The sequence below is a fragment of the Pseudomonas sp. G1002 genome (assembly GCF_013385455.1).
Lineage (GTDB): Bacteria > Pseudomonadota > Gammaproteobacteria > Pseudomonadales > Pseudomonadaceae > Aquipseudomonas.
This window is the reverse complement of record NZ_JACAPY010000044.1, coordinates 25,535-38,733: the sequence shown is the minus strand read 5'-3', so window position 1 is coordinate 38,733 and position 13,199 is coordinate 25,535. Positions and strand designations below refer to the sequence as shown.

The 13,199-nt window shown below is 62.5% G+C and carries 12 protein-coding genes; 5 read left to right on the top strand and 7 right to left on the bottom strand.

Annotated elements, in window-relative coordinates; genetic code table 11:
- Positions 1-351: 351 nt before the first annotated feature.
- From HX801_RS26805 to HX801_RS26785, 5 genes are all read right to left on the bottom strand, one after another.
- Positions 352-2,838, bottom strand: coding sequence for a TonB-dependent receptor (locus HX801_RS26805; protein WP_093207807.1), 2,487 nt, complete (start codon positions 2,836-2,838; stop codon positions 352-354).
- A gap of 105 nt (positions 2,839-2,943) precedes the next feature.
- Positions 2,944-3,903: a FecR domain-containing protein gene (locus tag HX801_RS26800; RefSeq protein WP_177023040.1), complete on the bottom strand. Its 960-nt coding sequence runs from the start codon at positions 3,901-3,903 to the stop codon at positions 2,944-2,946.
- Entirely contained in the window at positions 3,890-4,405 is a 516-nt protein-coding gene (locus HX801_RS26795) for a sigma-70 family RNA polymerase sigma factor (RefSeq protein WP_177023039.1), read from the bottom strand. The genes HX801_RS26800 and HX801_RS26795 overlap by 14 nt, the downstream gene beginning before the upstream one ends.
- Before the next feature lie 129 nt (positions 4,406-4,534).
- Positions 4,535-4,837 carry a DUF6124 family protein gene (locus HX801_RS26790; RefSeq protein ID WP_003208197.1) on the bottom strand — a complete coding sequence of 101 codons (303 nt, stop codon included), beginning with the start codon at positions 4,835-4,837 and terminating at the stop codon, positions 4,535-4,537.
- A gap of 302 nt (positions 4,838-5,139) precedes the next feature.
- Complete coding sequence (locus tag HX801_RS26785; RefSeq protein ID WP_177023038.1) at positions 5,140-6,465, bottom strand: PLP-dependent aminotransferase family protein; 1,326 nt, start codon at positions 6,463-6,465, stop codon at positions 5,140-5,142.
- 94 nt (positions 6,466-6,559) lie between these two features.
- On the opposite strand from HX801_RS26785, the gene HX801_RS26780 reads away from it, so the two are divergent.
- Both HX801_RS26780 and HX801_RS26775 read left to right on the top strand, forming a co-directional pair.
- On the top strand, positions 6,560-7,189 hold the full coding sequence (locus HX801_RS26780) for a LysE family translocator (RefSeq protein ID WP_087695340.1): 630 nt from the start codon (positions 6,560-6,562) through the stop codon (positions 7,187-7,189).
- Positions 7,190-7,216: 27 nt separating this feature from the next.
- Positions 7,217-7,558 (top strand): antibiotic biosynthesis monooxygenase, encoded by a 342-nt coding sequence (locus HX801_RS26775; protein ID WP_003208192.1) that lies wholly within the window; start codon positions 7,217-7,219, stop codon positions 7,556-7,558.
- Here the strand turns inward: HX801_RS26775 and inhA are convergent.
- The gene (gene inhA, locus HX801_RS26770) at positions 7,555-8,235 is read right to left on the bottom strand and encodes an isonitrile hydratase (RefSeq protein ID WP_177023037.1); all 681 of its coding nucleotides are present in this window, start codon (positions 8,233-8,235) and stop codon (positions 7,555-7,557) included. The two genes, HX801_RS26775 and inhA, sit on opposite strands and share 4 nt — an antisense overlap.
- A 90-nt stretch (positions 8,236-8,325) precedes the next feature.
- Between inhA and HX801_RS26765 the strand changes: the two genes are divergently transcribed.
- From HX801_RS26765 to HX801_RS26755, 3 genes are all read left to right on the top strand, one after another.
- Positions 8,326-9,294, top strand: a complete 969-nt coding sequence (locus tag HX801_RS26765; RefSeq protein WP_177023036.1) for a GlxA family transcriptional regulator — start codon at positions 8,326-8,328, stop codon at positions 9,292-9,294.
- Between the two features lie 131 nt (positions 9,295-9,425).
- On the top strand, positions 9,426-10,013 hold the full coding sequence (locus tag HX801_RS26760; RefSeq protein ID WP_032899296.1) for a biliverdin-producing heme oxygenase: 588 nt from the start codon (positions 9,426-9,428) through the stop codon (positions 10,011-10,013).
- Positions 10,010-12,205 carry an ATP-binding protein gene (locus HX801_RS26755; protein ID WP_177023035.1) on the top strand — a complete coding sequence of 732 codons (2,196 nt, stop codon included), beginning with the start codon at positions 10,010-10,012 and terminating at the stop codon, positions 12,203-12,205. Before HX801_RS26760 ends, HX801_RS26755 begins: the two co-directional genes overlap by 4 nt.
- Here the strand turns inward: HX801_RS26755 and HX801_RS26750 are convergent.
- Positions 12,183-13,091: an alpha/beta fold hydrolase gene (locus HX801_RS26750; protein WP_177023034.1), complete on the bottom strand. Its 909-nt coding sequence runs from the start codon at positions 13,089-13,091 to the stop codon at positions 12,183-12,185. The two genes, HX801_RS26755 and HX801_RS26750, sit on opposite strands and share 23 nt — an antisense overlap.
- Between the last annotated feature and the right edge of the window lie 108 nt (positions 13,092-13,199).

Sequence of the window (13,199 nt, the reverse complement as noted above, 5' to 3'; positions counted from 1 at the left end):
TACTTCGCTGGGTAATACGCAATTACCTATCTATCTGCAGGGAATTTGCGGGGTAATGGCTAAATGATGGTTCCCTTTTCGTCGCTCGTCAAGGTTTTGACTTTTTTATAAGGCCTTCGGTCTAGACACGTCAGGTGCTCTTCCGCGTGACAGTTTGTTGACTGTCTTGGTCGGATTTCCGGGTTTTCCCGGAACAAAATGCTGGCGTTTTGGAGTGTAGGAACAAATTTGGGAAATTTCCTGCGGCTGAGGAAAACCTTTTTTTGACGGAGGTCGGATGCGGGGTTTTTCGGGGACAAGCGACGAGTGGTGAGGACGTGAGTCCGTCACCACATTGAGGCGGTACTAACCTTAAAAATTGCCTTTCAAACTGACAGTGAAGTTGCGCGGTTCGCCGTAGAAATTACCCCAGTCGGCCGTTCCCACCGTCTGATAGTAATTTTTGTCGAAGAGATTGTTACCGTTCAGCGCCACCGTCCATGTGTCATCAACCCGGTACGCCAACCGCGCATTCCATACCGCATAACCGGCTTGTTCCAGTTTGATGCCTTGAATTCGGTAGTTGCTGCTCTGGGCGTTGACGCCGGTGCCGACGCTCCATTTCGACAGTGTGCCGTCCAACTGATAATCGCCCCACAAGCGCAGCATGTGTCGCGGCACGTAGCTGTTTGCAACCGCGCCAATGGCGGCGCTGTTGATGTTGTTGAGATTCTTGGTCTGGGTGTAGGTGTAGCCGCCCGCCACTTGCAAGCGTTCCAGCAACTCGCCACTCAACTCGGCTTCGACACCTTGTGCGCGAACCTTGCCAGTGTCGGTGTAGCAATAGCCGTCTGCCGAGGTACCGCATTGGGTGGTGTAGTCGGTTTCGGCGGCGTTTTTCTCGATAGCGCGGAACAATGCCAGCGAGCTGTTGAGGCGCCCCTCAAACCATTCGCCCTTGATGCCCAGCTCGTAGTTTTCGCCGATTTTGGGCTTGAGGGCAGCCCCGGTCACCGTGGCGTTGGAGCTTTGTGGCTGGAAAATATCGGCGTAGCTGGCGTACACCGAAAGGTTGTCGTCGAGGTCATAGATCACCGCGGCGAACGGCGTGACTTCACCGGTTTCCTTGGTGCGTGCATCCTGCAGGGCCCATTCGCCCCAGGCGAGGTTATTCGACTGGCGGCGGTTTTCGAACCAACTGACGCGACTGCCGAGCACCACCATCAATGGCTCGGCCAGCCTCAGGCGCAAAGTGGCGTAGGTACCGTACTGGGTGGCGGTTTCCTTGACGGTGCCGCCCCGGTACATGTTGGGCCAGAAGGTATCGTTGGCGGGCTGCGGGAAGTGGTGGTTGGGCAGGAAGATACTTTGCCGGTCGGGCAGGCTGCGGATCGCGTAGACATCGTCCTGGGTGCCACGGCTGCCATTGGCGCCGATGATGAGTTCATGCTGCAAACCGAACGCTTCGAACTTACCGTCCAGGTAGGCATCCAGTCCGAAATCCCGGTGGTCGTAGTCAAACAGCGCGGCGTACATCTCGGCGGTTGGCGCCGGGTCACCGTACTTCACGGTGCCTTGGCTGGCGGCGTATTTGATGTCTTGCAGGTTGCGGCTGTTCACCGCCGTGACCTTGAGTTGCCAGTCGTCGTTGAAGTGGTGGGTGAGGTCGGCAAACAGCGTAGTGCGTTGGCTCTGCCAGTCGTTCCAGGCCTGGCCCAGGCAGGTGGAACGGCTCAGGCCGATGCTCTTGCCGTCGCTGTAGCGCGGCACACCGCCCCAGCAGGGCGTTGCATCGACATCTTCGTAGCTGGCACCGATGCCCAGGGTGGTGTCAGGCGAGAGGTCAACATCCAGTGCGAGGTAGACAGCTTGGTCCTGGCGCTTGGAGACGTCCATGTACGAGCCACGGTTCTGTTGGCTGACCACGGCGCGGCCGCGTACGGTGCCGCTGTCATTGAGCGGGCCGCCGGTATCGACGTCGGCGCGGTAGTTGTCCCAGGTGCCGGCAGACAGCGACAGGCTGGTAGTGGGTTTGTCTTGTGGCCGCTTGCGCACGAAGTTCACCGCACCACTGGCGGTGCCGGCGCCCTTGAGCATGCCGGCCGCGCCCTTGAGCACTTCCACCCGGTCATAGATCGCCATGTTGGCGGTGAAGCTGTCGGCCTGTACGTAGTCTTTGCCGATGTCCAACGGCACACCGTCGAACTGGTATTGGCCGAGCATCTTGAAACCACGGGAATAGAAATACTTGCCACCCATAGGTGAGTCGTAGGTGGTGATGCCCGGGGTGTGTTCCAGTAATTGATCGATGGTGGTGATGTTCTGGTCGTCGATCAGCTTGCGGGTCATGACGCTGACCGATTGCGGTGTTTCCCGCAGGCTGTGGGCGCCCTTGCCGATGGTCACTGCGCCGGTGGTGTAGGAACCGCTGCCGTCAGTGGTGACGCCGAGGTGTTCGCCGGTCACGGTGGTGGCACCCAGGTTCAGCGCGCCGGTGTCCGCGACTTGCGGCAACAGCAGCCAGGTGTTGTTGCTCTGGCGTTGTGCTTGCAAGCCCTGGCCCTGGATCAATTGGCTCAAGGCCTGTTGGCTGTCCAGCGCGCCGTTGAGGCCGGGGCTGGTCTTGCCGGCGACGCTGGTGGCGTCATAGGACAGGCTGATACTCGCCTGGCGCGCAAACTGGTCGAGCACCGTGGCCAATGGGCCGGGTGCGATGTTCCAGTCACGGGCCTGGGTGTCGCTGGCAGGCGTTTGCGCCATGACGGCCAGGGGCAGGGCGCTGCCGTTCAGGCAGGCACCGAGCAGGGCGGCGTGCACCGCATGCTTGAGGGGAGAACGCTTGGAGGGGAACGCTTGCATGACCGCGGAATGCTCCTGAAGGAAGTGGACAGAATCGGCCTGTTGATCGGCCTTTCCTTACAGGTCGAGCGAAGATGAGAATTCACCTCATTTATTTTCGGAAGGTCATGCACGAGCTGCGACGGTCACCCAATAACGGCTGCGATAGGTGATGTTCACCGACAGTGTCTGTGCCACCAGGGTCAGGACCTGATCGGTATCGTCCAACTGGTAAGTCCCGGACACACGCAGGCCGGCGACCGCTTCGCTGCAGCGCACCAGCCCATTGCGGTAACGGCTCAGCTCTGCGAGGAAATCGTCCAGACGCATGTTGTGAGCGCTGATCACACCGTCGCTCCAGGCCCAGGGATCCAGGCCCGTGGTGGCGGGTGGACGCAAGCCGTTTCGATCAAACAGCATCTGTTCGCCGGGCTGTATCACCCCACGTGCGCTGGCCTGATGGCTGTCGGCGAATACCGCGACGCTGCCTTTTTGCACGGCGAGCAAGGTGCCGTGGGGCTCCTCGCGCACCATGAACCGGGTGCCCAAGGCGCGCAGATAACCGTCGCGGGTTTGCACCCAGAAGGGCCGTGGCGCGCTACCGTCGGCGCCCATGTCGATCAGGATTTCACCCTGGCGCAACTGCACCAGACGCCTTTCGGTGTTGAAGACTGTGTCGATGGCGCTGGCACTGTTGAGCTGGATACGGCTGCCATCGTCGAGGGCGACCCAACGCCGCTCTCCGGTGGCGGTGCGGTAGTCGGCCAGCAGGCCGGGCAATGGCGTGTAGTCGCGGCCGAACCATGTCAGCCCTGCGGCACCGGCGAACAGCCCGAGCAACTTCAACCCTTCACGGCGGCTGATGCGTTGGCGGGCACCTTGCAAGGCATGGCGGCCGACCTGTGCCGGCAACTGCGCAAACTCGTCACTCATCGACGAGACCCGTTGCCAGGCCTGCTGGTGATCGCCACTGGTTTCAAGCCAGCGTTCGAAGGCAGCGGTGGTGGCGTCATCGGCAATATTGAACCGCAGCTTGATCATCCACTGGATCGCCTGGTCCACCAATGGCGGATTAGCCTTCGGCATAACGCAACCGATAACAGGCATGCAGTGCCTTGGCCAGGTCGCGCTCCACGGTGGCCTTGGACACCCCCAGGCGCAGGGCGATCTGTTGGCAGGTCAAGCCGTCCAGTTGCGCCAGCAAAAACGCTTCGCGCACCCGTGGCTTGAGTTGGTCCAGCAGGCGGTCGATGCGCTCCAGGCTGTCGAGGATCAGCAGGCGGGTTTCTTCCGACGGCACCTCGACTTGCGGGAAATGCGCGAGACTCTCCAGATAGGCACGCTCCAGTTCGCGGCGGCGATACTGGTCGATCATCAGGCTGCGGGCGATGCTGCTCAGGTAGGCCCGGGGTTGCAGCAAGGCTTGCTGCTTGCGCGCATTGAGCAGGCGCACGAAGGTTTCCTGCGCCAGGTCGGCGGCGTGCTCACGGCAGCCCGTACGCCGGCTCAACCAGCCGCGCAGCCAGGAATGATGGGCATGGTAGAGCTGGCCGATGGTGGCATGATCCAGTGGGTGGTCGCTCGACATGGGCATCCTGGCGCGGGCGTCTTAATTGATAACGGTTCGCATTCTATGCGTTGGCCAGAGTATTGGGCAATCGTTGCCGTGTGGATTTGGCCGGATGCACAAACCCACACAGGCTTGACGGGGTTGCGGCTAAGCCTTGCGCAGGTGCAAACACTCAATCGAGCGGTCGACGGTGGTCTTGGCAATTTCCAGCAAATGCCACACCGCCAGCAACTTTGCCCGCTCGGGGCTTTGCAGCAGTTCGCCGCAGTCGAGGGCGGTGGCCGAGGCGCTGCTGAGCAGGCTGGCAGTGTAGAGCAGGGAGTCTTCGAAGCTCAGGTCTTCGTTGACGGTATGGAAGCCCTGGGAGGGCAGGTAATGTTCGAGGGCGCGATTGAAGGCAGCGCGGTTTTTGAGCAGGTCGATGGGTGGGTCGGGGACGGGTTTATTCATGGTGTAACTCCTTTTCGGTTAAGGAGCCGACCCCTTCGCGACTAAACGTAGGGTGGCGGCTGTACGCAGGTTAGTCGACCGGCCGAAAAGGAAAAACCGGCGCACCCGAAGGTGCCCTGCGCACAGCCACCATAAAACCTCATGATGGGACATGCGCCTTTTCGGATCCGGGCGACTAAACCCGATCACTGATGAGCAGTGACGGGGCGAAGACTAGCCACCGGTTCCGGCAGGCACAAGGCCGAAAGATTGTCTCGGAAATGTCCCGCAAATCAAAGGGATTTACCCTGCTGGCCCTTTATTCATATCCGAATTGCCTCGCGAATTTTCCCCAAGGCTATTCTCAACGTCGCCAAGTCAATCGACCCCAGCGCCACCCGCAACGCATGCGGCACATGGGCCGTACAGGCAAACGGCTCGGCACTGGTGACCCGCACACCCTGGCCCTCAAGCGCAGCCACCACTGCATCCGCCCGCAGACCTTCCGGCAACACCAGCCACAGGTAATACGACGCCGGATGCGCAATCACCTCACACCCTCGCAAGACCTCCCGGGCCAGCGCCTGGCGTTGGCGCGCATCCTGGCGCTTGTGCTCTTCCAGTGCATCCACTGCACCGGATTCTATCCAGCGGCACGCCAGGTTTACCGTGAGCGTCGGCGTGCTCCAGGTCGAGACACGGATCGCTTGCTCCAGCGCCGGCACCCACGCCTGGGGCGCGACGATAAACCCCACCCGCAACCCCGACGCCACACTCTTCGAAAGGCCAGACACATACACCGTGCGCAGCGGTGCATAAGTAAACAACGGCTTCGGTGCGGGCTCGGCGAGAAAGGCGTAGGCGCCGTCTTCGATCAGTAGAAAATCGTAGCGTTCAGCCAACGCTGCAAGGCGCTCGCGGTCGGCTTCACCCATCACTGTGCCCAGCGGATTGTGCAACGTGGGCATGCAATAAAAAGCCCGCACCGGGCGCCGTTTGCACAAATCCTCCAGCGCATCCAGATCCGTATGCCCAGCCGGTTGCGGCAGCGGCTCCAGGTCGATGCGCTGGGACTGGGCCAGGGTTTTCAACCCGGGATACGTCAGCGCATCCACCGCCAACACATCCCCCGGTTGCAGCAGCGCCATGAGGCTGACGGCGAGGCCTTGTTGCGCACCGTTGACGATCAGCACTTGCTCGCCACTCACGCGAATCTGCCGATTGCGCAGGTGCCGCGCGGCGGTCTGTCGTTCATGGGCGCGTCCACCCTGCGGCGCGGAATGCAGCAGCGCATCGAGGTCGCCCGAGGCGGCAATGGCACGCAACCCGTCGCGCAGCATCTCGGCCTGGCCCGGCAACGAGGGGTAGTTGAGGCTCAGGTCCACGGTGCCCGGTTGCAGCGGTTGTTGCACCAGGCCCATGCCCCGCAGCAACGTGGTGTCGCGCACAAACGTCCCGCGTCCCGGTTCACCCACCACCAGGCCGCTGGCCTCCAGTTCGCTGTACACCCGCAAGGCAGTGGCGAGGGCGATGCGATGGCTGTTCATCAGGCTACGCAGGGTCGGCAACTGGGTGCCCGGCGGCAACTGTCCGGCGCGAATCCGCGTGGCCAGTTCATCGACGATCAGTTTGTAGCGGACCTGAGCCATGGTGCGTTCCTGTGTAAAGTGTATCTAGATCAATTTTTTGTTTGTATCAGGTGGGCTGATTAATCTACAGGCTTTCCCGGCGGATGGCTTGAGCATGATCGACCTCGCAACCCTGGCTGTGTTCTCTGGCGCAGTCCTGCTGCTGTTGTTATCCCCGGGCCCGAACATGGCCTTCGTCATCAGCCACGGTGTGACCTATGGCTGGCGTGGCGGGGTGGCATCCGGGTTGGGCATCAGCGTGGCGGACCTGCTGCTCACGGCACTGACCGCAACCGGCGTGACCGCTCTGGTCGCCAGCTGGCCGCCGGCCTTCGACCTGATTCGCTACGCCGGGGTGTTGTACCTGCTGTGGCTGGTGTTCAAGACCCTGCAGAAAACGCCCGCCCTGGACACGGCCCACGTCAGCCGCGTGCCGCTGGGCCGGGTGTTTGTGCGGGCCATGCTCAACAGTTTGCTCAACCCCAAGGCGCTGCTGTTTTTCATGGTGTTCCTGCCGCAATTCGTCAGCCCCGAGGCGGGCCCCATCGCGCTGCAACTGGTGCAACTGGGGATCATCCTGACGCTGATCAGCGGTGTGTTTCATGCCGTGCTGGGGATTTTTGGCGGGGCGGTGAGCCGGTTTTTTGCCGGCAAACCGGGGAGCGCAGGCTTACAGAAATGGGGCCTGGCAACCGTGCTGATGGTGCTGGCCGTGCGCTTGGCATTGATGTCTCGCCCGACGTGAAACATCACTCATAAAAGGACGTTACCCATGTACATCGCAGCCTTTATCTACAAGCCCGGCGAACGGGATGACGAGTTCCAGCGCCTCACGAATCTGATCGACGCACTGGCAGCAAGGCTGCCGGGATACGTGGGGGCCGAGTCGTGGCGTTCGGCGGATGGCGGGTTGATCAACGCCAGTTATTACTGGCGTGACGAGGCCTCCATTCGCGCCTTTGCCAGTCACCCGACCCACCTGGAAGCCAAGCGTCTATACCGCCGCTGGTACGGCGGTTATCACGTGGTGATTTCCAAAGTGGAACGGGCGTATGGGGACGGCACGATCGGGCATCTGGTGCCCGCCGACCGCCACGGGCGGGCGAACGCTTAACCCAACCTGGCCGCCGCCCGTGCCACGATTTCACCCCGGGTCTTGCGCGACTCGGCGGTGCGCTTGCGGGCTTCTTCCAGTACATGCGACGGTGCGGTTTCCGGCCGGCCAGCATTGAACGGCGGCGCCGGGGCGTACTCAATCTGCAACTGCACCAGTTGCGCTGCCGCCTCGCTGTACAGCTCGGCGGCCAGGGTCAGGGCAAAGTCGATCCCGGCGGTAATCCCGCCACCGGTCAACAGGTTGCCGTCACGCACCACGCGCTCCTGCACCGGGATCGCGCCAAGCGGTGCGAGCAGGTCGTGGTAGGCCCAGTGAGTGGTCGCGCGACGCCCGCGCAGCAAGCCCGCGGCACCCAGCACCAGGGAGCCGGTGCACACCGATGTCACATAGCGCGCGGTCTGGGCCTGTGTCTTGAGAAACGCCAGGGTCTGCTCATCCTCCATCAATGCCCCGACGCCAGAACCGCCGGGCACGCAAATCACATCCAGCGTCGGGCACTCGTCATAAGTGGTGCTGGGGGTAAACACCAAGCCGGTGCTGGAGGTGACCGGCGCGAGGTCCTTCCACACCAGATGCAGCTTCACATCCGGCAGCGATCCCAACACGTCGTAGGGCCCGGTGAGGTCCAGTTGCTGGATGCCGGGGAACAACAAAAAGCCGATCTGCAAGGTCATGGGGACTGCTCCTGATAAAGGGATGGACGGCTTCACTCTAGTCACCTAGGCTTTGGCGCATACGCCATTGAGCCCACGAATTACGCCAACATGCCCAGAATTATCAACGTACTCGCCTTTCCCAATGTGCAGGTGCTCGACGTCACCGGGCCCTTGCAAGTATTTGCCTCGGCCAATGACCTGGCGCGCCAGCAGGGCTTGCCGTTGCCCTATGCGGTCAGTGTGATTGCCGCGCAGGCCGAGCCGGTGATGACCTCGGCGGGCCTGGCCCTGGTGGCCGAGCCACTGCCGCCTGCCGATGCTCCGTGCGACACACTGGTGATTGCCGGCGGCTGGGGGGTGTACGGCGCCGCCGAAGACCCGGCGCTGGTGGACTGGGTTCGGCAAAAAGCCACCCAGGCCCGGCGCATGACTTCGGTGTGTACCGGCGCCTTTCTGCTGGCCGCCAGCGGTTTGCTCGACGGCCGCCGCGTGGTGACCCACTGGACGCGCTGCGAAGAACTCGCGCGCAAGTACCCACAGCTGACGGTGGAGGCCAATCCGATTTTCATCCAGCAGGGCAACCTGTGGACCTCCGCCGGCGTGACCGCCGGTATCGACTTGTGCCTGGCGCTGGTGGAAGAGGACCTGGGTCGCGCCGTGGCCCTGGAAGTGGCGCGGCACCTGGTGGTGTTTCTCAAGCGCCCCGGTGGGCAATCGCAGTTCAGCGTGACGTTGTCCCTGCAAAAGGGCGGTAGCCGTTTTGCGGAGCTGCACGCCTGGATCGCCGAACACCTGAACCTGGATTTGAACGTTGCCACACTGGCCGCCCAGGCAGGCATGAGCGAGCGCAGTTTCGTGCGCCACTACCGCAGCGAGACCGGCCAGACCCCCGCGCGGGCGGTCGAGTTGATCCGTGTGGAGACCGCCCGCCGGCAATTGGCGGACAGCAGCGCGTCGATCAAGCGCATCGCCGTGCACTGCGGCTTTGGCTGCGAAGAAACCATGCGCCGCAGCTTCCTGCGAGCGGTATCGATCACACCCCAGGCCTACCGTGAACGGTTTTCCTCACCCGGTTGAGGTCGAGCCTGTTTGAACGAATAGGTACGGTTTTGTATCAAGGTGCTATGTTACTCACAGTCCATTGCGCAGTGTCTTGATCCCAGGCCTCTACGTCGCGGTTTTGAACCTTCCCGGCGTGCGCACAGCTCATGAATTCACTACCTCCTGTCCTTGTCGAACTACGCGCGGCGACCGCTGCGCTGCATCGACGTCTCGACACTCGGCTGCCTTTTTCCCGCATGGACCTGGCGTTGTACCGCGAGTTGATGAGCGCCTACTACGGCTTCTATCAGCCGCTGGAGCGCGCCCTGGCGCCGTGGGGCGAGATCATCCCGGACCTGGAGTGGGGGCGGCGCAGCAAAACTCCGTACTTGCAGGCGGATTTGCGGGCGCTGGGCCTGGAAAACCTGCAGATCGATGCCTTGCCGATATGCCCCGAACTGCCCGCCATCACCAACGTGGCCCAGGCCTTGGGCGCCCTCTATGTGCTGGAAGGCGCCACCCTCGGCGGCCAGGTGTTGCGCGACCTGATCGAGATCAAGATTGGCGTGGGCTCCACCAATGGCGGCGCGTTCATGAATGTGTACGGGGCCGAGACCAGCGCCCTGTGGCAGCGCTTTATGGCGTGCCTTGACCCGCTGCGAACCGCGTACGAGCGCGTGGAGGCGGTGAAGGTCGCCGAGTCGACCTTCCTGTGTTTCGAGCAGTGGCTGGACCGCTGCGGAGTGCTGCGATGACCACGGTCGATACGCTGATAGACGATTGCGCCAGCGAACCCATCCATATCCCCGGCTCGATCCAGCCTCACGGGTTGTTGTTGACGCTGAGCGAACCGGCGCTTGAGGTGCTGCAAGCCAGCAGCAACCTGAGCGGCGCGCTGGGCCTGGACGCGCAACGCCTGTCGGGCCAGGCGCTGGCCAGTGTGCTGGGCAGCGAAGCGGCAGTACAGGTGAGTCGTGCCCTGGCAGACCTGGACGCCTTTGAGGAGGACGTGCATCAACTGACGCTGGATGGCTACGCCTACGACATCCTGCTGCATCGTCATCAAGGCCTGCTGTTTCTCGAACTGGAGCGGAGCCTCACGCTTGAGCACAGCGCTGTGAAGCAGCTGTCCCGAACGCTGCGCCGCTTGCAGTCGGCCAAGACGCTCGACAGCTTGTACCAGATCAGCGTGACCGAGATTCGTAGCCTCACCGGTTATGACCGGGTCACCTTGTACCGCTTCGAGCAGGAAGGCCACGGCAAAGTGATTGGCGAGGCCCTCAGCGACGGCATGCAGCCGTACCTGGGATTATGTTTTCCCGCGTCGGACATCCCGCCCCAGGCACGCGAGCTGTACCGGCTGAACTGGATCCGCGCGATTCCCGACGCCGAGTACCAGCCGGTGCCGATCCTGCCGGCCCTGCGCCCCGACAACGGCCAGCCCCTGGACCTCAGCTTCGCCGTGTTGCGCAGCGTGTCCCCGGTGCACTGCCATTATTTGAAGAACATGGGCGTGCGTTCCTCCATGAGCATTTCGCTGCTCAAGGACGACCAGCTCTGGGGCCTGATCACCTGTGGTCACCGTGAGCCGTTGCGCGTGCCCCATGAACTGCGCACGGCGTGCACCAGCATCGGCCAGTTGTTGTCGATGCAGATCACGTTGCTCCAGGAGCAGCAGGAGCGCCGCCAACAACGTGACAAGGCCGCCATGGTCGAAGAGTTGGTCGCCGCCATGACCGCGGACCAGTGCGATGTGATGGAAAGCCTGTTGCCCTATGCGCAAACGCTGCTGAACCTGACCGCCGCCGGTGGCCTGGCGATACGGGTGGAAGAGCGCCTGCATGTGTTCGGCGTTTGCCCTGCACGTGCTGAAATCCACGCCTTGTACCAGTGGGTGCGCGGACAGGGCAAAGGCGTGGTGCACAGCCATCAATTGTCGGTGGACTTTCCCCCGGCGGCAGCCTACCAGGCCCATGCCAGCGGCCTGTTGGCGTTCTGCCTGCCCAAGCCGGTGGACAACGCGGTGATGTGGTTTCGCCCGGAGGTGCAGTCCTCGGTGGAGTGGAGCGGCCAGCCGGTCAAACATCAGGAACCGGGCAGCACGACCTTGAGCCCGCGCCTGTCGTTTGAGTTGTGGAAGCAGCAGGTCGATGGCAAGGCGCTGTATTGGTCGCTGTCGGAGCTACAGGCGGCGGAGAGCCTGCGGCGCAATGCCCTGGAGCATGACCTGGCGCGCCAGGTGCAACGCGAACATGCTGCGGTGCGGGCGCGTGACGAGCTGGTGGCGGTGGTCTCCCATGACCTGCGCAGCCCGCTGACCATCCTGCTGATGCAATGCGGCATGATGCGCAGCATGGTGCCCGCCGAGGACAACAAGGCGAACCGGCGCCTCTCCACCGCGATTGAAACCATGCAAAACGCCACCGCCCGCATGAACACGCTGCTGGAAGACCTGATCGATATTTCGCGCATCGAGGCCGGGCGCTACAGCGTTTCGCTGCAACGGCTCGATGTGGCGGCAACCCTGGACCAGATCTGTTCGATGTGGCAACCGCTGGCGGCTGCCAAGGGTGTGGACCTGACTTGGCGCTCAGTGGACGGGCTGAGTGCCCAGGCCGACCCGGAGCGCTTGTTCCAGGTGTTTTCCAACCTGCTGGGCAACGCCCTGAAATTCACCCCGGTGGGCGGAGTGATCGAGGTGATTGCCGAGGCGGCGGGGGACGAAGTGCTGTTTCGGGTATGCGACAACGGCATCGGCATCGACCCGGCGCAACTGCCGTATATCTTCGACCGCTACTGGACCTCACGCGAGGGCAACCCCACCGGCAGCGGGCTGGGGTTGTACATCTCCCACGGCATCGTCGAAGCCCACGGCGGCACCCTGTGGGCTGAAAGCGTGGTGGGGCAGGGCAGCGTGTTCAGCTTCAGGATTTCGGCTGGGGGCTGAGGCTCAGCAGCTCGAATATCGCCTCAAGGGTTGCCTGGGGCGCCTCCTGGGGAATGTTGTGGCCCACGCCGGCCAACAACTCGCGCCGATAAAACCCGCTGAAATTTTCCAGGTCGTCATCTTCAACCGGAGCCGGACCTACGCCGTCATCAGCGCCGCACAACGAGATGCTCGGTACTGAAATCGGCGGTGGCTGCACCAGGGCCTGCTCGATGCTTTCCAGCGCCGGGTCACCCGGTGCGTACATGAAGCGGTGCCGGTAGGAATGGACCACCACCTCGACAAAATCCGGGTTATCAAACGAGGGCGCTGTCTTGCCATACAGGCTCGGCCCTTCGGCCCAGGACGGCGACCAGAGCGCCCACAGTAACTGGCAGAACTCGCGACGATTGGCGGTCAAGCCGTCGACGCCGCGCTGGGTATGAAGGTAAAACTGATACCACAGCCGATGTTCTGTTTCCGGCGCCCGAGGCTTGGTCGACGCAGCGATATCCTGAATGTTGTAGCCATCGCCCGTCACCAGGCCGCGCACCCGTTCAGGCCAAAGCGCCGCAACGATACACGCCGCGCGTCCGCCCCAGTCATAGCCCACCAGCGTGGCTTTTTCGATGGACAGGGCATCCATGAAATCCAGCAAATCCTTGGCCAGCGCTGCTTGTTGGCCGGAGCGCATCACCTGTTCGTTGATAAAGCGCGTCGGGCCATAGCCGCGCAGGTATGGCACCAATACCCGGTAGCCACGTGCGGCGACCACCGGGGCGATCTCGTCATAGCCACGAGGGTCGTAGGGGAAGCCATGCAGCAGGATCACCACCTCGCCGCCTTCCGGGCCATGGGCTTCGTAAGCGATATCGAGCATGGGCGTGCGGATTTGGAGGGTGGGCATGGAGGCTCCGAGGGTGGAGGGAAAGTGTTGGAACTGTAGACCAAGCGGGTTACCGAGTGTGGTTCGAAAGGCTGCAATTGCTTGACTTGTCTAGACCGGCCTGGCGCA